This window comes from Xanthomonas bromi, assembly GCF_900092025.1.
GTDB lineage: Bacteria > Pseudomonadota > Gammaproteobacteria > Xanthomonadales > Xanthomonadaceae > Xanthomonas > Xanthomonas bromi.
The window spans coordinates 1-18,949 of the sequence record NZ_FLTX01000032.1 but is presented as its reverse complement, the minus strand read 5'-3'; the positions used below and the strand labels follow the sequence as shown (position 1 = coordinate 18,949).

General features: G+C 61.1%; 22 protein-coding genes. 12 read left to right on the top strand and 10 right to left on the bottom strand.

What is annotated here, in order from left to right; all coding sequences use genetic code 11:
- Nucleotides 1-42: 42 nt before the first annotated feature.
- From sctT to XBLMG947_RS10155, 8 genes are read right to left on the bottom strand one after another with little or no spacing between them, the layout of a single operon-like run.
- Nucleotides 43-873, bottom strand: coding sequence for a type III secretion system export apparatus subunit SctT (sctT, locus tag XBLMG947_RS10190; protein WP_065468309.1), 831 nt, complete (start codon nucleotides 871-873; stop codon nucleotides 43-45).
- Nucleotides 870-1,379, bottom strand: a complete 510-nt coding sequence (locus XBLMG947_RS10185; RefSeq protein WP_065468307.1) for a type III secretion protein HrpB7 — start codon at nucleotides 1,377-1,379, stop codon at nucleotides 870-872. The genes sctT and XBLMG947_RS10185 overlap by 4 nt, the downstream gene beginning before the upstream one ends.
- Entirely contained in the window at nucleotides 1,372-2,700 is a 1,329-nt protein-coding gene (gene sctN, locus XBLMG947_RS10180) for a type III secretion system ATPase SctN (protein WP_065468305.1), read from the bottom strand. The genes XBLMG947_RS10185 and sctN overlap by 8 nt, the downstream gene beginning before the upstream one ends.
- A complete protein-coding gene (sctL, locus tag XBLMG947_RS10175) occupies nucleotides 2,690-3,391 on the bottom strand; it encodes a type III secretion system stator protein SctL (protein WP_065468303.1) in 702 nt (233 codons plus the stop codon). Before sctL ends, sctN begins: the two co-directional genes overlap by 11 nt.
- The gene (locus XBLMG947_RS10170; RefSeq protein WP_065468378.1) at nucleotides 3,376-4,005 is read right to left on the bottom strand and encodes a type III secretion protein HrpB4; all 630 of its coding nucleotides are present in this window, start codon (nucleotides 4,003-4,005) and stop codon (nucleotides 3,376-3,378) included. The genes sctL and XBLMG947_RS10170 overlap by 16 nt, the downstream gene beginning before the upstream one ends.
- Nucleotides 4,006-4,016: 11 nt before the next feature.
- Nucleotides 4,017-4,778, bottom strand: a complete 762-nt coding sequence (sctJ, locus tag XBLMG947_RS10165) for a type III secretion system inner membrane ring lipoprotein SctJ (RefSeq protein ID WP_065468301.1) — start codon at nucleotides 4,776-4,778, stop codon at nucleotides 4,017-4,019.
- Between the two features lies 1 nt (nucleotide 4,779).
- Entirely contained in the window at nucleotides 4,780-5,172 is a 393-nt protein-coding gene (locus XBLMG947_RS10160) for a type III secretion protein HrpB2 (RefSeq protein WP_065468299.1), read from the bottom strand.
- Nucleotides 5,173-5,202: 30 nt separating this feature from the next.
- The gene (locus XBLMG947_RS10155) at nucleotides 5,203-5,658 is read right to left on the bottom strand and encodes an HrpB1 family type III secretion system apparatus protein (protein ID WP_065468297.1); all 456 of its coding nucleotides are present in this window, start codon (nucleotides 5,656-5,658) and stop codon (nucleotides 5,203-5,205) included.
- 214 nt (nucleotides 5,659-5,872) lie between these two features.
- On the opposite strand from XBLMG947_RS10155, the gene sctU reads away from it, so the two are divergent.
- From sctU to XBLMG947_RS10100, 11 genes are all read left to right on the top strand, one after another.
- On the top strand, nucleotides 5,873-6,946 hold the full coding sequence (gene sctU, locus XBLMG947_RS10150) for a type III secretion system export apparatus subunit SctU (RefSeq protein WP_065468295.1): 1,074 nt from the start codon (nucleotides 5,873-5,875) through the stop codon (nucleotides 6,944-6,946).
- Between the two features lie 8 nt (nucleotides 6,947-6,954).
- Nucleotides 6,955-8,877: an FHIPEP family type III secretion protein gene (locus XBLMG947_RS10145; RefSeq protein ID WP_065468292.1), complete on the top strand. Its 1,923-nt coding sequence runs from the start codon at nucleotides 6,955-6,957 to the stop codon at nucleotides 8,875-8,877.
- Nucleotides 8,877-9,515: a type III secretion system protein SctP gene (sctP, locus tag XBLMG947_RS10140; protein WP_065468290.1), complete on the top strand. Its 639-nt coding sequence runs from the start codon at nucleotides 8,877-8,879 to the stop codon at nucleotides 9,513-9,515. The genes XBLMG947_RS10145 and sctP overlap by 1 nt, the downstream gene beginning before the upstream one ends.
- A 131-nt stretch (nucleotides 9,516-9,646) precedes the next feature.
- Nucleotides 9,647-10,579, top strand: a complete 933-nt coding sequence (sctQ, locus tag XBLMG947_RS10135; RefSeq protein ID WP_065468288.1) for a type III secretion system cytoplasmic ring protein SctQ — start codon at nucleotides 9,647-9,649, stop codon at nucleotides 10,577-10,579.
- Entirely contained in the window at nucleotides 10,566-11,210 is a 645-nt protein-coding gene (gene sctR, locus XBLMG947_RS10130; RefSeq protein ID WP_065468286.1) for a type III secretion system export apparatus subunit SctR, read from the top strand. Before sctQ ends, sctR begins: the two co-directional genes overlap by 14 nt.
- A gap of 4 nt (nucleotides 11,211-11,214) precedes the next feature.
- The gene (gene sctS / locus XBLMG947_RS10125) at nucleotides 11,215-11,475 is read left to right on the top strand and encodes a type III secretion system export apparatus subunit SctS (protein WP_065468284.1); all 261 of its coding nucleotides are present in this window, start codon (nucleotides 11,215-11,217) and stop codon (nucleotides 11,473-11,475) included.
- Nucleotides 11,472-12,290 carry a 4-hydroxyphenylacetate catabolism regulator HpaA gene (locus tag XBLMG947_RS10120; RefSeq protein ID WP_065468282.1) on the top strand — a complete coding sequence of 273 codons (819 nt, stop codon included), beginning with the start codon at nucleotides 11,472-11,474 and terminating at the stop codon, nucleotides 12,288-12,290. Before sctS ends, XBLMG947_RS10120 begins: the two co-directional genes overlap by 4 nt.
- Nucleotides 12,287-13,225, top strand: a complete 939-nt coding sequence (gene hrpD5, locus XBLMG947_RS10115) for an HrpD5 family protein (protein WP_065468280.1) — start codon at nucleotides 12,287-12,289, stop codon at nucleotides 13,223-13,225. The genes XBLMG947_RS10120 and hrpD5 overlap by 4 nt, the downstream gene beginning before the upstream one ends.
- A 9-nt stretch (nucleotides 13,226-13,234) precedes the next feature.
- Complete coding sequence (hrpD6, locus tag XBLMG947_RS10110) at nucleotides 13,235-13,477, top strand: Hrp regulator HrpD6 (protein ID WP_065468278.1); 243 nt, start codon at nucleotides 13,235-13,237, stop codon at nucleotides 13,475-13,477.
- Nucleotides 13,478-13,557: 80 nt separating this feature from the next.
- Nucleotides 13,558-13,839, top strand: coding sequence for an HrpE family protein (gene hrpE, locus XBLMG947_RS22610; RefSeq protein WP_139074384.1), 282 nt, complete (start codon nucleotides 13,558-13,560; stop codon nucleotides 13,837-13,839).
- A gap of 53 nt (nucleotides 13,840-13,892) precedes the next feature.
- Complete coding sequence (locus tag XBLMG947_RS10100) at nucleotides 13,893-14,363, top strand: CesT family type III secretion system chaperone (RefSeq protein WP_065468273.1); 471 nt, start codon at nucleotides 13,893-13,895, stop codon at nucleotides 14,361-14,363.
- A 636-nt stretch (nucleotides 14,364-14,999) separates the two neighbouring features.
- Here the strand turns inward: XBLMG947_RS10100 and xopF1 are convergent.
- Together xopF1 and hap3 are read right to left on the bottom strand one after the other, a co-directional pair.
- Complete coding sequence (xopF1, locus tag XBLMG947_RS10095; protein ID WP_065468271.1) at nucleotides 15,000-17,000, bottom strand: type III secretion system effector XopF1; 2,001 nt, start codon at nucleotides 16,998-17,000, stop codon at nucleotides 15,000-15,002.
- Nucleotides 16,997-17,443 (bottom strand): Hpa3 family type III secretion system protein, encoded by a 447-nt coding sequence (gene hap3 / locus XBLMG947_RS10090; RefSeq protein WP_083993015.1) that lies wholly within the window; start codon nucleotides 17,441-17,443, stop codon nucleotides 16,997-16,999. Before hap3 ends, xopF1 begins: the two co-directional genes overlap by 4 nt.
- Before the next feature lie 910 nt (nucleotides 17,444-18,353).
- Here hap3 and XBLMG947_RS10085 point away from each other — a divergent pair.
- Nucleotides 18,354-18,949, top strand: a 596-nt coding sequence (locus XBLMG947_RS10085) for an HrpF/NolX family T3SS translocon protein (protein WP_280643365.1), incomplete at its 3' end; no start/stop codon positions are given.

The following is an 18,949-nucleotide window of genomic DNA, read 5'->3' as shown; positions in this document are numbered from 1 at the left end:
ACCAGTGTAGGAAGTGCAGCACCGGGAATGTCTCAAAAAAAATCAGCGCGACGCACCTGCCTTGCCACCCAGGTCTGCGGCATCGTGCAATTGCTGCTGGAAATGCAGGAAACCAAGGGCCTCGCCGAATTGTGCGATGAAGACGCTGATCAGCAACGCGAGCAGCAATAACGCCAGAACGCCACGGATTGGCTGGCTGAGATTGGAAGGTTCGAGCTTGTCGGCGGCTCGCGCCACAAAGCCGATCGCCAGATCCACCAGCACCAGTACCAACATCACGGGCGCGGACAGCTTGACAATTGCAGTCATCATGCTGTCGGATTGCTGGATCACGAACGACTCGGCGACCGCTCCCATGTTCGGCCCAAGCTGGTTCAGCGGCCACCAGCGAAACGATTCGAATAGCGCTCCGAGCAACATCAACATGCCGCCCAAGGCATAAAACGAGACGATCGCCAATTGCAACAACACCGTGGAAACCGGTGTGCTTTGCTGCCCGCTGAGCGGGTTGGTCATCTGCACATTGTTGTAACCGGAGAGGTCATCGATCAGCAGGCCAACGCTCTCGGCGATCCAGAACACCGTCGATGCTGCAAACCCGATCAGCAGACCGATGAAAGCCTCCTTGAACACCACCCCCACCAGGCCGACCGTCTGTATCTTCGCCAGCGCGTCGGCCGGCTGCCCATAGGCGATGAACGAGCTCAGGACATAGATTACGCCGTTGCGCGCAATCCCGGGAAGACTGTCTTGTGCGGTTGCCGGCAGCACATTGAACATCACGAAGACACGCACGCCGCACAGTGCCAGCAGGGCCAACAGGGACACGCCCTGCGATGAGATGGCCAGCAAGGCATCGGTCGCGTCGTTCATCGGGTCCGCCCCTGCCCAGCGCGGTGCGATCGCAGCGCAACCAGCGCCTCGACCGCGTCTTCTTCCTCCGCCGCTTCGCGTTGCGCCTGTCGGGCACGCCTTGCCCTTGCCGCTTTGTCTGCATACGCCTGCGCCTGCGCCTGCAGCTTGCTCAGCGCCTGTTGCACGGACGCGAGCTCGTCGCGTGCGCTCTGCAATGACTGACTCGCCGCTTCCTGCGCCTGCTCGGCTGCGCGACAGGCCTCCATCAGCACGGTACGGAAACGCTCATGCTGCAGGATCGTGTCGATATCAATCGAACCACCCACACCGGCCTTGTCGGTCAGCGCGGTATCGCAATTGGTCAGGCGTGTGGTGCAAGCCTCCGCCTCCTGCCTGCAACTGGCGAGCTCACGGTCGCACTGTTCCAATGCACGCCTGCAATCAGTCAGGCGTTCCTGCATGTGCTCGCAACGGCGTGCCTTTAGCTGATGCAGCACCGACCAGGTGTGAGCAGATTCACGCATCATCGATCACGCTGGCCAGCTGTTCCAGCGTACTTTCATAGTCACTGAGCTGGTCGGTCGGTTGGCTGAGAAAGTCGCGAATCGCATCGATCCTGTCGATCGCTTCGTCGGCAACGGCGTCGCTTCCCTGACGGTATTCGCCAACCTGCACCAGGGTTTCCACTTCGTTGTACTTGGCGAGCAGGCGCCGCAGCCGGCCGGCCGCCTGGGTGTGGTCTGCCGAGGCGATCTGGCTCATCACCCGGCTCAGGCTAGCCAATACGTCGATTGCCGGGTACTGGTTCTTGGCAGCGATCTCACGAGAGAGAATCAGGTGCCCGTCGAGGATGCCGCGCACTTCTTCGGCGATCGGATCGCTACCGGTGTCGTCCTCGGCCAACACGGTGTAGAACGCGGTGATCGAGCCACTCTCGCCCATGCCTGCACGTTCGAGCAGCCGTGGCAACTCGGCGAACACCGATGGTGGGAAGCCTCTGCGCGTGGGTGGTTCGCCGGCGGCCAGACCGATCTCGCGTTGCGCGCGGGCAAAGCGCGTCAACGAGTCCATCATCAGCAGAACGCGCAGGCCTCGATCCCGGAAATACTCGGCAATGGCAGTACCGACGTAGGCGGCCTTCGCGCGCTCGATCGATGAGCGATCGGACGTTGCGCACACCACGACGCTGCGTGCCAGGCCATCCTCGCCAAGAATCAGTTCGATGAACTCACGCACCTCGCGCCCGCGCTCGCCGATCAACACGATCACGTTGACATCGCACTGCGTACCGCGCGCGAACATACCCATCAAGGTACTCTTGCCCACGCCTGCTGCAGCGAAAATGCCCATGCGCTGGCCCTCGCCGAGCGTCATCAAGCCATCCACGATCCGCACGCCGGTCGGCATGGGCTGTTCAATCAGCCGCCGACGCATCGGGTCGGGTGCCTGCGCCTGGATCGGCACCCAGGTTTCGCAGGTGATCGCTCCTTGCCCGTCCGCCGGCTCGCCCAGGCCATCGAGCACACGCCCAAGCAGCTCCGGTCCGACCGGCACCGCCAAGGGACGCCCCAATCCGATCACGCGCGTCTCGCGCGACAGCCCGACCAGCTCCCCGAACGGCGCCAGCAGCGCGAGATCGCGACTGAAGCCCACCACTTCGGCACGCTGCAACAGGCTGCCATCGCGTTGGCGCAACTCACACACCTCGCCCAGGCTGACCTGCACACCGGCGACCTTGAGCATGGTGCCGACGACTTCGACCACCTTGCCGTAGCGACGACCGATCGTGAGCGCGGCCAGCTCGCGCTCGAGCGCTGTCTCCAGCAGCGGCGTCTCAGCAAGCATCCGCGAGCGCCTGTGGTGCAGCCAGCACGCGGCGAATGACGCGCCGCAGACTGCGCAGCTGATCGCGCAGGTTGGTCTCGAACACCCCCGTATCCCATTCGCACACGCAGGCGCCCTCGGCGAGATCGGCATCGCCGCACAACTCCACCTGGAGGGTCCAGCCTGCCTCGGTGGCGGCTGCATCGAAGGCACGCCGTGCAGCGTCCACCGCGTCGGGGTGCACGCTCACGCGCAGGGCCTTCGCCTCGTCCAGGGCACCTTCCAGGGCCTGTGCAGCACGCGCATACAGCGCTGCAGGATCGTGTCCCAGGATGATGTGCTCGCAGGTGCGCGCCACAATCTCGGCCAACCGCTCACGTGCCCGCTGCGCGGCCGTTTCGGCGTCAAAGGCATGGCGCAGGCCGGATTCGTTCCAATCATCAAGCTGACGTCGCAGGCCGGCTGCATATCCCAAGCGTGCGCTGCGCTCGGCCTTTTCCCGAGCATCGTGAAGGAGCGCCTCGGCCTGCTGCCGGGCGTCATCGATCAGCGTCTGTGCACGTGCATGCGCCTGGCTCAGGGCCTGCTCGCAGCGTGCGTGCACCTCGGCAGTCGCGGCATCCAGCGCCAGCACCGAGGCCAGCGCCTCGCGCGGAATGACATCGCAATCCAGGCCGATTGCATCGGGCGTTGACCTCAGCCAGAGACGCATGAAGCCTCCGGCATCAGCGTGGGAAGCGCGGTCAGGAATGCATCGCTCGCACCGTCTGCTGCGACGGGCGCAACCTGCGCGGCGCCAAACGGCAAGGACAGCGCCAGCAACTTGGCAACAACCGGGTTGGACCAGACGCCATCGGCCTGCATCCGACGCCAACCGTCGCCGACCCACGCGGTTTGATCGGCATCGCGCGGCAACAGGGGCACGGGGAGGCCGGCGGTCGCGTTCTGGCGCACATGCTCGAGCACGGCCGACCCTACGCACTGTTCGAGCCATTCCAGACGCTCGCGCTCGATACAACGGCGCACTGCCAATCCGCGCGAGAACAGCGCTCGCGCGACAAGGACCTTGGCTAACAGCGCGGGCATCAGCACGGCGAGTTGGTTCGCATGCAGCCCGAGCGCAGACGGCGACAATCCCGACCACCCGGACCACGCCTGGATCACCCGCATACGACGGTAGACGGGGGCAGCTGCCCAACCCGACGCTGCCGCCGGGCCGAGCCAATGCGCCGCGCGTGTGGCATCCAACGATTCCGCTAGCTGCGCCACCGCATCCGTCCAGCGCTGAATCCAGCGTGCCGCATTGTCGATCCGCGTGTTGTCCATCTCGAGCGAGCTCACCCGGCTTTGCTCTTCGTCAACTCGCGCAGGCGCTGCCAGCCGCCCCAACGGCCCGCCTTCGGGTTTGGCCACCAATACAGCGCCGCTGCGACCGCCAAGCACAATGCCAACGCACACCCGACCAACCATGGCCATAGTGAAGGTTTCGGCGGTGCCGATGCCGTGAACTGCGCATCGCTCTCCGCTCCGCCCGGCACCAACGTGACACTGACGTTCTCGTAGGTGAGTCCTTCCACGCTGTGCATGACCAGCGTCTTGATATTGGGCACCAGACTGGTCAGATCGCTCCCTACGCGGAACTTGATGAACACCGCAGCGCTTGAGGGTTTGACCGAGGTGGAAAGCGGGTCGTTGTTGGGCAGTACAATTTCTACATCGGCTGAAATGACCCCATCGATATTCGACAAGGTCTGCGATAGCTGTTGCGACACACCATAAATGAACCGCACCCGCTCTTCGGTGGGCGTGGAGATCAGACCGTCTTTCTTGAACATCTCGCCGAGATTGGCGTGCCGCTCATGTGGCAAGCCATGCGCGCGTAGCACCTCCAGTGAATAGGACACCTGATCGTGCGGCGCGTTTACCGCCCAGGTCTTACCGTCGTCTGGCGTGACTTTGGCCGCGTCTACGCCAGCATGCAGTAGCACCTCGAGCATGTCGTTCGCATCATTTTCGGTGAGCCCGGAATACAGCTGCTGGCTGCACGCAGACAGCAGCAGTGCCACCAGCAGCACCGACATGTATCTCAGCGCGCGCATGCTATTGGTTCTTGATCAACGTCTGCACGGCGTTCTTTCCCGATTGCGCCACGCCGACGCTGACATTGAGGTTGAAGCCGACCATTGTCAGTTCATGCATCAACTTGATCTGCTGCGCTGCCATTTCCTGCATCCCCATGGTCGGCGCCTGCATGCTGAAAGCATCGATATGCTCGGAGATGGTGCGCATACCCTCGTCCTGCACATCGACCACCCGGCTCATCATGCTCGGGTGGCCCACACGCTGCATGGCAGGCGGCAGAGGACTTGAAGACTGCATCAGCGTTTGAAAGCGATTCACAAGCGCTTGGTTAGGCGCTGCCACCGGCGACAGCGCTTGAGCGGGTGTAGCACCGGTGGTGGCAATCGCTTGGACGGGAGGAATGGGCGTCATCGCATGCTCCTACAGTGGGGACCGGCGTACTCAGGCGCGCAGATACTGCGCACTGGGAACTTCCATCGGTGCTGAAGATTCACCGGGCGCTTCCGGCTGCACGGACGTTGGGGTGTGCCGTCCGGACAGCGCCTTGACCAAAGCCACAGCGTCGGCATCGGCGTCCTCTTCGATCAGTGCGTCTGCAACGCCATGCCACGACTGGTCGCCCATGGCGAACAGGCAGCAGGCGTACAAGGCCTTGCACAGCGGCTTGGAGCCAGCATCGCCCTCCAGCTCGCGCAACAGGCGCGCACCGTCCACGTAATTCCCGCGCTTGATCGAAATCCACGCATCGAACGTGTCCAGCGCCTTCAGGTCTGGCCGCAGTACTCGGACTGCGGCCAGGACAGCAGCAGCGTCCTGAATCTTGTCATGGGTGAGTCCGACCGTGATCAACTCAATGAGGCCGCTCACAACCGTTCCGGAGCACTCAATCTTTTCCACGCTGCACCTCGTTTTTTATGGCATGCGGACCGTACACGCATCTAACCCTACGCGCGCTGCGCTGGCCGGATCCTTCCGGAAGCGAATATCGGAATTCGCGGGCGAACAAACCATTGCGACTTCGCCAAGCCACCCACACGTTCGCCTGTCAAGCGGGTCGGTCGGCCACAGCCCACCACAATCGGGGGCGCAGTGATCGCGGGAGGAGAGCAGGATGTCGGAGGAAAAAACCGAGAAGCCGACCGAAAAAAAACTGCGGGATGCACGCAGGGACGGGGAAGTGACGGTCAGCCCGGACGTCACCGCAGCTGCGGTGCTGTTCGGCGCGTTATTGGTCATGAAAACGGCAGGTGACTACTTGTCCGAGCATATGCGCGCATTGATGAAGATCGGCTTCGATTTTTCGGAAAATGCACACGATGCAGCAGCGATCAATCGCGCCATCGGTCACATCGGCCTCCAGGGACTGCTGTTGATGCTGCCGTTTCTCGTGGCGTGCATGGTGGCCGGCTTGGCAGGCGGTGTTTTCCAGACCGGCCTGAATGTCTCGCTCAAACCGGCGACGCCCAAATTCGACTCCCTCAACCCGGTCAACGGGGTCAAGAAACTCTTTTCGTTACGAAGTCTCATCAATTTACTCAAGCTGGCCGTCAAGGCCATCTTGATCGGCGTGGTGCTATGGTTCGGTGTCCGTGCCCTCATGCCGATGATCATCGGACTTGCCTACGAGACACCACTCGACATCGCTCAGATTGCCTGGCGGGCGCTGGGTATGCTGCTGGCCCTGGCGGTGCTGCTATTCGTGCTGGTCGGCGCGGCAGATTGGAGCGTGCAGCACTGGCTGTTCATGCGCGACAAGCGCATGAGCAAGGACGAGCAGAAGCGTGAATACAAGGAAAGCGAAGGCGACCCGGAAGTAAAGGGAAAGCGCAAGGAATTCGCCAAGGAACTGGTCTTCGGCGACCCGCGCGAACGCGTAGCCAAGGCCAAGGTGATGGTGGTCAACCCGACACATTACGCGGTGGCACTGGCCTACGAGCCGGATGACTTCGGCTTACCGCAGGTCGTTGCCAAGGGTGTAGACGATGATGCGATGGAACTACGCGCTTTTGCGCATAACCAGGGCATTCCGATCGTTGCAAATCCACCATTGGCACGTGCGCTGTACCAGGTTGAATTGGGCGATGCAGTCCCCGAACCGCTGTTCGAAACGGTTGCGGTGGTATTGCGATGGGTCGATCAACTCGGCCGCGACCACAGCGACGACGATGGCCCCCTGCCATGTTAGGAGATCGCATGCGAGTGACCAAATATTTCGCATATACCGGCGAAGTGGCGATCGCTGCCTTGGTGGTGGCTGTCATCGGCCTGATGATCCTGCCGCTTCCAACGCCGCTGATCGATACGTTGCTTGGCATCAACATCACCCTGAGCGTGGTGTTGCTGATGGTCACGATGTATGTGCCTGACTCGATCTCACTGTCGTCATTTCCCTCGCTGCTGCTGTTCACCACGCTCCTGCGGTTGTCCTTGAACATCGCCTCGACGAAGTCGATTCTGCTGCATGCCGAGGCGGGCCATATTATTGAGAGCTTCGGCGAACTGGTGGTGGGAGGTAATCTGGTGGTGGGCCTGGTCGTCTTTTTGATCATCACCACCGTGCAGTTCATCGTGATCGCAAAAGGCTCAGAACGCGTTGCCGAGGTCGGTGCGCGCTTTACGCTGGATGCAATGCCCGGCAAGCAGATGAGTATCGATGCCGACCTGCGCGGCGGCAATTTGACCGCAGATGAGGCACGCCGCAAACGTGCGCGGCTGGCCATCGAAAGCCAACTGCATGGCGGCATGGACGGCGCCATGAAATTCGTCAAGGGTGATGCGATCGCCGGCCTGGTAATTACCATGGTCAACATCCTGGCTGGCATCGTGGTCGGCGTGACCTACCACGGCATGAGCGCAGGTGAAGCCGCTAATCGCTTTGCGATCCTGTCGGTGGGCGATGCGATGGTATCGCAGATCGCCTCGCTGCTGATCTCGGTGGCGGCCGGCGTCATGATCACCCGCGTGGCCAACGAGAACGAGACCAGGATCAGCTCGCTTGGACTCGACATCGGCCGCCAGCTCACCAGCAACGCGCGGGCCCTGATGGCAGCGAGCGTCCTGCTGGCCTGTTTTGCATTCGTACCTGGATTTCCTGCCGTGCTGTTCCTGCTGCTGGCAGCGGCTGTGGGTGCCGGTGGCTATACGATTTGGCGCAAGCAGCGCGACATCAGCGGCAGCGATCAGCGCAAGCTGCCCTCGACGAGCCGTAAAGGTGCCAAAGGCGAGGCACCACATATCCGCAAAAACGCGCCTGATTTCGCCTCGCCCTTGTCGATGCGGCTGTCGCCGCAGCTGGCCGAATTGCTCGACCCGGTGCGGTTGGATCAGGCGATCGAAAGCGAACGCCGCCAATTAGTCGAGCTGCTTGGGCTGCCGTTTCCCGGGATTGCAATATGGCAGAGCGAGGCCCTGCAGGACATGCAATACGAGGTGTTGATTCACGATGTCCCCGAGACACGGGCCGAATTGGGGGACACCGACGACATGCAAACGGCACTGGCCCGGCAGGCTATCGCACCGCTGCATGCACGCGCGCACCTGTTCGTCGGCATCCAGGAGACCCAGTGGATGCTGGAGCAGGTGGGCGCGGACTATCCCGGGCTGGTGGCAGAAGTCAACAAGGCAATGCCCGCCCAGCGCATTGCCGATGTGTTAAGGCGCCTGTTGGAAGAACGTATTCCGGTGCGCAATATCAAAAGCATTCTGGAGAGCCTGGTGGTATGGGGACCAAAGGAAAAGGATCTTCTGATGTTGACCGAATATGTGCGCTGCGATCTCGGCCGTTATCTTGCGCATACCGCAACCGCAGGTACCGGGCAGTTGCCCGCGGTGATGCTCGACCATGCTGTGGAACAACTGATCAGGCAATCCATTCGCGCGACCGCGGCCGGCAATTTCCTGGCTCTACCGCCGGAACAGGCGAGCCAGCTTGTCGAACAGGTGGAACGCATCGTGGAAGATCGGGCGCAGCATCCGCTGGCGGTGGTTGCGTCGATGGACGTACGCCGATATGTGCGCCGCATGATCGAGACGCGGCTGAGCTGGCTGCAGGTCTACTCGTTCCAGGAACTGGGTTCCGACGTGCAGTTGCAGCCGATCGGCAGAGTGGTGGTGTGATGCGCAAGCCCCCGCTCCGCTACGTGCGCATCTTGCCGGCCAGCGGTGTCGTGCAGCGGCCGGCGGCTCCAGCTACGTATGCTCGCTCGGCGCAGTACTCCAGGTTCATGCAACTGCGCAACCGCCTGAACAGCGCGCAACTCGCGCTCCCCTACACGGTAGAGCCACTGGAGTGCGATGAGGATCGACCGAACTCCGATGCCGAGGATGGGTTCACTGAAGAGCATGACAGCGCGCCCGCGCAAACGGACGCGTCGTCCTGCGTCGATAGGACGGAACACCAAGAGAAGTCCCAAGGTACCGACAACGGCGCGGTGGGGCGACATATCGCGACCGAATGGATACGGACAGAGCGCGGACAGATGGCGATCGACCACATTGCGCTGCGGGTGGCAGAGTTCTGCAACGCTAAGCCAGTGCGCAGCGCCGGTAGCTGGGAAGCGTGGCTAGACATCAATCAAGAGGTGGTCGCACAGACGACATTGTTTTTGCGGCTTTCGCCGGACCAGCTATCGCTTCGCTTCAATACCCGTTCGCCAGACGCCCGCGAGGTACTTTGGTCGGGTAGGAAATGTCTGGAGAGTGCACTGAAGTCCACGCTGAGTAGCACGCTCCAGATCAACGTCGAGATTGTCTAAGTCGGCACTAGCGACAGAAAGCCATTTGGAGGAGCTCCATCTTGCTAACCGAGCAGAGCCAGACTCCACCGGCACGTGCACTCTCTGAGGCGCTCAAGCGCGTTTCGGCAGAGCGCGCGCGGCTGAGCAGAATGCTCGGCGATCCGCGTGCTGCACGCCATTACGGCTTCACCACGCATTGCCGTCTTATCCCACAGGATGGCGCAGCCAGCCTGCGGCTGCAGTTGGACAGCGGCCACATGGATCTGCGGGTTGCCGCTCGCGACGGCTTGGCGCTGCTATTGAACGAGGACGACGACGCACTACGCGTTTCAATAGCGGCAATGTTGTTGAGCGATCGCCTTGGCGTGTTTGCATCGCTCGGACTGGGCGCTGCCGAAGTCATCGCCTTCGAGCGCGAGTCAGAGTCAGAGTCAGAGTCAGAGTCAGACGAGTGTCATGGCATCGGCATGACACTGGGCGATCTCGACGCAATTCCGCTGAGGGCCAGCCCGTCGCTGCTGGCTGCACTGCAGACCGCCGTTGCCGCCCTGCCAGCGCCGGTGCAACTGCCAGCCTGGCTGGCTGCACTGAATGTCAATACGCGCCTGCGCATCGGCAGGCGCACTGCATCGGCAGCGCTGCTGCAATCGTTGCGGCCTGGCGATGTCTTGCTGCATTGCACCGCCACCGCTTCGATAACCAGCGGCGAACTGCTCTGGGGCGTCGCCGGAGGCGCGGTATTGCGCGCTCCGGTGCGCCTGAACCTGCAACAGATGATTCTGGAGGCCACTCCCGCCATGCAAGACGATACGTTTGAACCCGAAGTCGCGCAGTCCCCCAGCAACGTGGCAGAGCTGGAACTGCCGGTTCAGCTGGAAGTGGATCAACTTGCGCTTCCCCTGTCGACCTTGTCGGGTTTGCAGCCCGGGCAGATCCTGGAGTTGTCTGTGCCGGTCGATCAAGCCGATATTCGCCTGGTCGTTTACGGCCAGACCATCGGCATCGGCAGGTTGCTGACCGTGGGCGAACATCTTGGCGTGCAGATCCTCAGCATGTCGGAGAACACGCATGCAGATGCCTGACGTTGGCTCACTGCTGCTGGTGGTCCTCATGCTGGGATTGCTGCCCTTCGCAGCGATGGTGGTCACTTCCTACACGAAGATCGTGGTCGTGCTCGGCTTGCTACGCAATGCGATCGGCGTGCAGCAGGTGCCGCCGAACATGGTCCTCAACGGCGTTGCCTTGTTGGTGTCGTGCTTTGTGATGGCACCAGTGGGGATGGAGGCATTCAAGGCCGCGCAGACTTACGGTGCCGGGTCGGATAACAACCGTGTGGTCGTGCTGCTCGATGCCTGCCGTGAGCCTTTTCGGCAATTCCTCCTGAAACACACGCGTGAACGCGAAAAAGTATTTTTTATGCGATCTGCACAACAGATTTGGCCAAAGGACAAGGCCGCTATGCTCAAGTCGGACGATTTGCTTGTCTTGGCTCCTGCATTCACGCTCAGTGAATTGACCGAAGCATTCCGCATCGGATTTCTTCTCTATCTGGTTTTCATTGTCATCGACCTGGTGGTGGCCAATGCCCTGATGGCAATGGGGCTTTCGCAGGTCACACCGACCAATGTGGCGATTCCATTCAAACTGTTGCTGTTTGTCGCAATGGATGGCTGGTCGATGCTGATTCATGGCCTGGTTCTGAGCTATCGGTGACCCCATGGACCACGACGATCTAGTGCGATTTACCTCCGAAGCGTTGCTGCTCTGCCTCAAGGTGTCCTTGCCGGTGGTCGGTGTCGCTGCGCTGTCCGGGCTCCTGATCGCCTTCATCCAGGCGGTGATGTCGCTGCAGGATGCATCGATTTCGTTTGCGCTCAAGCTGATGGTGGTGGTGGCTGCCATTGCGGTGACAGCGCCTTGGGGTGCTTCTGCGATCATGCAGTTCGGCCAGGCATTGATGCAGGCGGCATTCCCATGATCCGTCGCATTTCGCCCGGCACGTTGCGGCCCCCGGTTTCAGTTGAGCATGACGCCTCACATCAGCATGCGGACGCGGCAGGCACTAGCGCAGCGCCGACGACCGACGCTGCGACCCATGCACCGCGTCTGCGCCCTGCCCCACTGCGCAGGCGACGACGCGGCTTACGGTCGCTGGACGGCCAGGAAGATGAATTCGACGCAACCGAGCAGGAAGAGATCGATGCCAAGCGCGTGTGCGCGCTGCGCGGGCGGGTCAGCGTCGCAATCGCTCCGTCCCAGGGCCACGAGCAGAGGCAGGGGGATCAGCAGCATGAGGGTGGTCGCAATCCGCATGCTGACGATCCGCAGGCAGGACAGTGGCAGAGCGCTGCGCCAACGGAATTGGGCGACAGCCTCCATGCCTGCATCGACGGACTTCTCGATCGCTATGCGACCACACGCGTGGCCGACCCGATGGTCAGGCGACACGCGCTTGCTGCAGCGCTTGTCGAACTGCGCACCATCGGCGTTGCGCATCCCGCCATCGCTCCGTTGACCACGACGGTCTGGAGGTTGATGCGCGAGCATCTTCGCTCGTACAGCAAGAGCACCGCTACGGAAACCCTGCAGGACTTGCGGAAGCGATTGTTGGAGCTGATGCCGTCGGAGCTGGAACCGGTGCCCGCGCTCCGTAATTTTCACCTATTGCTTCCACTGATATTGCTGAACGCGGAAAAGCCGCGCAGACGGGCCGATCGTGCACATGCCATCACGCGTCTGAACACATTGTTGATTGAGCGCCCAGAACAGGCCGCTCAGGAGGTTCGCCCATGACCATGCAGCTTCGCGTATTGACAGGAATCCATGCCGGCGCGCGATTAGATTTAGCACAAGGTCGTTACACACTGGGTAGCGATCCCGAAACCGATATCCGAATAGACGACTGGCCTGGTTGCTCACTCATTATCGAGGTAGAGAATGATGGTCAAACCCGTTGTAGCAGCGAGACGTTGCCAGAAACGTGCTTTACTGCGTTTCTGCCAGTCCGCTTCGGCCACCTGGTGCTATGTGTCGGCGATGCTGCTGCCGATTGGCCGGACGATGTGGCACTGCTGGAGCGGCTTCTTTCCCCAGAGCCGACGCCGGTGCCCAGCACGTCCAGGCGCAGGATCTTGCGTACTGCGGTGGGCGCCGTGCTAGCGCTCGCCGCCGCAGCGTTGCTCCCTTCATTGCAACCGGCGTTTCTGTCGAACGCCGCTACCCCGCAACGTCCGGAAAATGCGGTCAATCAGGCCAAGGCCTTATTGAAACAACTGGGTTTGCGCGAAGCGCACGCTGAACGCGTCGGTACGCGCGTGCTGATCGAAGGACTGGTATCCAGCAGCGCCGATGCCGCACGCCTGCGCACCCAGGTGCATCGGTACCATCCAGACCTCGGCGTCAATGTGGCCGTGGTGGACGAAGTGCTGGCAACGCTGCGCGACACCCTGGCTGACCCCGCCCTCAGCGTACGTTACGAAGGCCATGGCGTTTTTTCGGTTTCCGGTAGCAGCGACAACGCCGAACGTGCAAGCCGCCGCATTGCCGACGTGCGTAGCGACCTGGGCCCTGAGGTCCGCGCGCTACACGTGGAGATCAGCCAGCAAGATCCATCTGTGAAGCCGCCGGACAATTATGACGCGGCACTGCTCTCCGACGGCCTACATTATGTCGAAACGCCGGATGGTACCAAGCACATGACATCCCTGCCGCAGCAAGCGGCGCAATGAGAGCCCACTATGTTCGATGCCATGACCGATACGGTCACCCAGGATATGAGTAAGATTTTGCAGACCAAGGCGGCGGATCCATCTGGCCAGCGGCTGCGGAACGTGGAGGCGGCCCTCGATGCCACCGCACAACAGGTCCGTGTGCGCTGGTCTGAGGCGAGCGACCAGGCTGCACGTAGCGACTTCAACGTCTTGCATGATGGCATTACTGCAGCACGCAACATCGTCGCGCACATCGCGGGCATGCCGTAAATCGATTTCTTGGTCACTTCGACCAAGTACACCGCGCCAGCAGGCGCACCATTACATGCTAACTACGAAGGAGTATTAGGATGTCACTTTTCGCATCAATGAATACATGGGGTTCGCGTTTCAAGCAAGGTACGGACGCCGCTACAGCAGGTATGTCAAATGGACTTTCCGGTGGCGCTGCACTAAGCGGAGCGACTGGGCAGATGAATTCGATGCTCGGCGACATGTCTGCCTCGGACGAAGCCCAGAAATCCATGAACAACAAGATCACGCAGCTCAAAAACGATCTGGACTTCAACGTGGCATTGAATAAGTTCATCGGCAAGGCCGGCGACAATGCCAAGCAGTTAGTTGGGCAGTAAGTTGTACTGGCAAGCGCAGGGCTTGTAGGGGGCCCTGCGCGTGTCCTATCAACATGAGCAGCGCGCGATTCGAAATAATCGTTCGACAGATGTGCGAGGCACTGGACTTGCCGGATGTGGAGTCGGTGCTCAGCAGCCGCGTGCTTTGGGTCGAAGGGTTCGAAGTCTATCTACACGTGCCGGCGCCACAGTCCGAAGAGGATGTGCAAGAAGAAGCGCTCTATTTACGAATCTCCTACGGGCTGCCACCTGCGGGACGGACGCTCAACGTTTTCCGGCTCTTGCTGGAAGCCAATTTGTCCGTGTATGCGCAAGATCAGGCACAGCTTGGGTTGAATGATGTCGGCGTTATCGTCTTGATCGTGCGGGTGCCTCTGGATGACGATGTGGATGGCGCCTGGATCTGTGATCTGCTCGCCCACTACGCCGAACATGGCCGTTACTGGAACAATAATATCTTCGTTGCACACGACGAAATGTTCGAAGGAATTGCGACAGGAAATTATCTGTGGCTACGCGCATGATGCAGGCTGGTCAATATCTTCCCGATGGTGTCAATCGTGGTTGCAGCCGTTCCTACCAGCTGACCCGTGGCACAGCGACACAGCTCGGCGACCAGTCCACCCGGATGTGCGCTTCATCTGCCCCGTGGCACCAATGGTTCCAACTGTAGCTCTACTTCGGGTGTCGAGCGTGACTCGCCGCGCCTGACCCAATCGGCTTGTTCCCCGGCATACGCTGAAGGGCTGGAAGTCGTCGCAGATGCGTCTTGCGACATCGCCGCGATGGCCGACACTGCACACACAAAGAGACCGCGCAGCTGATCTGCCGCGTGACGCCCCTCCGATCGTGCAGCGGAGGTACCGATGCTTTCGACGCAGGCGAAGGAGACGGCCACCTTTCCGGCGAGCGCTTTACCCTGTTCGCGTTCCGTGGTGACATCGAGCGCGGGCCGAAGCAACCGCGCAACCGCGTCGCAGATGCGATGCCTGCCTTGATGCAATGAGCGGCTGACGACGCTGCTCGGGATCAAGGACACCCCATTCCATCCTCACTGGCAGCTGCGTACCTGCCGCCACCCCAGGCCACAGACGCGACGACGATGACGTCTGTGGCGGCAGTGTGCAAGACGCAGAAGGATCAACACGGTGACTGAGCGCTCATGCTCGCCCGCTTTCCCACTGGCGAAGTTGCTCGCTCTCGTGCAATGCACGCTTGAGCGTTTGCAGCTGATTATCCAGCGCCTGGGTGGCTTCGTTGCGCGGCACCCCGCTAAGCGTTTCCCTCCAACCGTTATGCAGAGCAGTGCGTACCACATCAATGGTCGCAATCGAGACGGACTGCGTGCCGATCTCTGTCCGCAAGGTCTCCAGAGCGGCACACAATGCCTGAGCATGTGGCCCAGGGGCAGATGCAGCGCGCACCCCCTGCTCCATGGCACGCTCCGCCTCGGCAGGCGTCGGCCCAGAGAACGCTACGATCGCCTGGTCGATGGGCTCAGCCAAGGCTTCAAGCGTGCGTGCGATGGTGCGTTTATGATCGGCTGCAATGGCGGCACGTTCATTATCCAGTCGCACCGGAGCGTTGTCGGTGCCCATTCTGGCCTTGAGCGCATTCCACAATGTGCTGTTGAACAGGCTTTGCACGGCCTGCTGCATGACGACAGCGGTGGACTTGCTTCGTTCGCCAGCAATGCGGATGCGGTCCCCGCCACTCAACGGCGCTGCGATCACGCGCGCGGCCCCAAGCGCGCCGAAGGTGGCTAGTACATTGTTCAGCATGTGGCCGGCAAGCAATCTTTGCACCGTCGCAGAAGCCGCATTGGCGCTGTTGAAGCCCTGCCTTGCCAACGCCAGGGCTTCTTTTCCGGTTTCCAGTAAATACCTGGGCGGGAAATGCACGGCGTCGGACCATTGTGCAGGCCGACGCGTTTTGTCGGGCAATGCCAACCCGAATAGATTCAGCCGTTGCTCTCCTCCAATCAGATCCGGGACGCTCATTTGGCCGGTACGTGCCACGGCCTTGCCTGTTTCAAGCACCGCCTTATGGACCACTCCGGCTCCGCCAACGGCGAGCGCGCTCAACCCCAGCTGGCCAGCGGGCGTTAGCGCCCCCCCGGAAGTGTCTGTCCGCCGCGCGGCATTGAACCCTGCAGTGAGCGCTGGCTTGAACAACAAGGTATCGATTGACTTGTCATCCAAGATCGATTGACGCTGAGTGATCGCCAGCCGGCGCCCGTAGGTCAGCGCCTTGAGTTCGGCAAGCGTCGGTGCATTGTTCTCGCCCGGACGCGTGAAGCGCTTGCCCTCAGCGGTGACTTCCAGAATGACCGGTGGTGGATCGGGCACCAGGATTTTGGGGTCGATGGCCTGAAACCTCATCAAGTTGGCAACGCGCGCGCGCCGATCCATTGCCGGCATCACCAGCGTATCGTTGGTATAGGACGCCGTCCCCGCCGCCGTACCAGCAACCACCGCTGTACTCAACTCCTCCGCATCACGCGCCCGCGCGGCAGCGTAGGCCGCACCCGCGGCGATACCGACCGGGTTGCGCAGCGCGCCGGTGATGAACGCCCTGAGACATTCGTAGGCGATCGGCAAGGTTGCTTTTGCGCCTGCGGCCTTCATATCACCGACGGCCTGGTAACCGGCATCCGGCCCGAAGGCAGTGATGCGTTCCTGCACGCGTGCGTCTACCCACTCCAGGAAGCTTGCCTGCAATGCAGTCTGCTCTTCCGAGGGCGCAGCAAATGGCAGATCGTCCAGGCGGGCACGTAGCTGCGCTTTCACCTCGGCGGCGGCCGACGCGCTGCGCTCGGCATAGGTCGCCCCAGCGGCAGGCACATCCGCTGCTTCAATTTCCTGATGTGTGGACGCGGCCTGCGTACTGAGAATCGTTGCGTCCGGCGAGTGCGACGACTCGGACCGATGTGGGCCACCGTGTCTGGTCCCTCCCTCAGCTGCATGGGTCCTCGCGCGAGGTGAAAAGGATGCGCCACGACCACGCAGCGCCGAGCTTGGAGAAGGCAAGCCCGCAAGCGGGCCAGTCGGCCCCCGTTCTTCCGGCGGGGCAGCGGCCTCCTCGGCCCTGGTTGGTTGTGCGGGAGGATGCGAGGTTGCGCGGCTACTGGACGCCGTGCCGATATCGCCGGAGATTTTCATGAGGGCGCCCCGTTCGTCGTATCGACCTGCGTCGCCAACGCCTCCAGCACGACACGTGCGACCACTTGCCCACGCTCCAGTGCAGCGGCCACCTCTTCAGGCGTGCGCACGAGCAACAGCGGGCAGACGCATAGCAGGCCAAGATCCGAGAGCGTGAGCCGCCAGCCATACTCGGTCAGCAGTTGCTCCTGCAGCGACAGCAGGGTCACCACTGCGTCGCCACTGAGCTCACGTGCCGCCAGGGGCAAGATCACTTCCGGGAAGGCCATCATTTCGCCTTGCTGTCCCTGCGTGTGGACACGGCACAGCATGCCAGCGGGCCCCAGAATGGTTTCGCCTTCGCCGAGCCGCTGCGCAAGCGCGGCAGGTAACCCAAGACATGCGCTCAGGCCGATAAAAAACCTGGTGTTCGCTGTTTTCTGATTGTGCGATTCCAACGTCATCTGAAGTACTCCGCCAGAAAATTTCGATGGGTTGCTAACGCGCCGTTAAGCGCGTCACATTTTCTTGAGCAGGGATGCGCGCCTGAGCGAAGCACTGCGAACCGCCCGCGCCACACACGAAGTGGTGCGATGGAAAATTGCCTAAGCTAAACTTGTGTCACACCTCACAAAAGCGAACACAAGCGCAAGTAAAGACGGCCCCTGATCTAGCGGCTAATCCATCGCTTTATGAAACATATGCGGGCTCAGCCGGGCAATCTCGCATCGGGACAGCTGACATGCGCATGGCGGATACCGTGACATTCACTCTCTCCGTACATCATCAGTTCCGCGTCCAGCGTTTGCCGTCGCCATGATTGCGTGCAGGCACCATCGCGAGGCCCTGGATGATTCCAATAATCTTCATGACCAGGATTCACGGCGCTGGTCGGATGATGAGATAAAGAAATTCAGACAACCAGGTTCCTTCAACGCCCCCTGGTTGTCCAGCAGGCCCAGGCCTCCACGCCGCAGATGGTCCTGCGCAGAGTCGATGGCTTTGCAGGGCTCGCACACTGATAATGCCGGTTTTGTCCTCCGCCACGTGACGGAGGACACGTGATCGTGACATGTGCTGTCGAAACACCGCGACATTTCTCGGCGTCTGACAAAAAAATCCGTATCACTATTCATTATTGCGCCGGGCCATAGCAGGAAAAATCGCCGCTCAAGGCTTTGCGTCGCACCGGTCGGTTGCGCATCAACCCACCGGTTTTTGCGTTTTTTTCGCCAAAATAGTTCGTCGGTCGGGGTGCGCGTTCGGCATATTGGTCATGATGCGCCTACCCCGCATGGGCGCACCCGTGCGGACGTATAAGAACTAACTTATACGAAGGTGCTCTGCCAATTCTGTCATTGCGAGGCCGCCTATATGTCGCTCAACACGCTTTCTACCGGAAGTAACCCCAGCCAATTGCTGGGTACCTCTTCAAACGAGTCGTCTTCGTCGGAGCTGTTCGGGGCTGATTCGTCTGCGGATGGCCATGATCTGCCATCGACGATGGACAACATTTTTCAGCAAATCTATCTGCTGCTGGCGGCTCTCCAAGCCAACACGCCAACAAGTGCGTCAGATGATGCCGCGGCGAATGCGCCAGGCGGCGATGCCAACACGCCGATGTCCGCATCGGACTGGGACGCCAGCCAGCCGATTGAAAACCGCACCTCGTGGCCATCCTTGGGCTACGATTTCGATCCCAAGAACATCAAGGGGAAGGATGCGCCGCCGGCGTTGGACGGTTCGACGGTCACCTGGAACGATGGCACGCTGACCAAATCGGAGCTTCAGATCGTTTCGACTCTGAATGCTCACAAGGACCAGATGCCGATCGAGTACAAGAATCTCGACGACAAGATCAACGATCCATCTACGCCCCCCGACCTGAAGGCCGCATTGCAAGGCCTGAAGCAGGATCCGCGTTTGTTCTTTGCGATCGGTTCGCAGGGGGACGGCAAGTGCGGCGGCAA